The following is a 452-nucleotide window of genomic DNA, read 5'->3' on the forward strand; positions in this document are numbered from 1 at the left end:
CGCACGGTGCCGCCCTCGGTGCGGACGAGGTCGCGGCCGTGAAGAAGGCGCTCGGTTTCGATCCGGACAAGACGTTCGAGGTTGCCGACGAGGTCATCGCGCACACCCGCAAGGTCGTCGAGCGCGGTGCGCAGGCGCACAAGGAATGGCAGGCCCAGTACGACGAGTGGGCGCAGCGCGCCCCGGAGGGCAAGAAGCTGCTCGACCGCCTGATCGGACGCGACCTCGCACGGTGCCGCCCTCGGTGCGGACGAGGTCGCGGCCGTGAAGAAGGCGCTCGGCTTCGATCCGGACAAGACGTTCGAGGTCGCCGACGAGGTCATCGCGCACACCCGCAAGGTCGTCGAGCGCGGCGCGCAGGCACACAAGGAATGGCAGGCCCAGTACGACGAGTGGACGCAGCGCGCCCCGGAGGGCAAGAAGCTGCTCGACCGCCTGATCGGACGCGACCT

2 pseudogenes are annotated in these 452 nt (G+C 69.7%); both read left to right on the forward strand.

Annotated features, from left to right (window positions below):
- Positions 1-212, forward strand: a pseudogene (locus P3H15_RS55165) (transketolase); the annotation flags it as partial.
- Between the two features lie 16 nt (positions 213-228).
- Positions 229-452 (forward strand): annotated as a pseudogene (locus P3H15_RS55170) (transketolase); the annotation flags it as partial.

Source organism: Rhodococcus sp. T2V, assembly GCF_029269925.1.
GTDB lineage: Bacteria > Actinomycetota > Actinomycetes > Mycobacteriales > Mycobacteriaceae > Rhodococcus_F > Rhodococcus_F koreensis.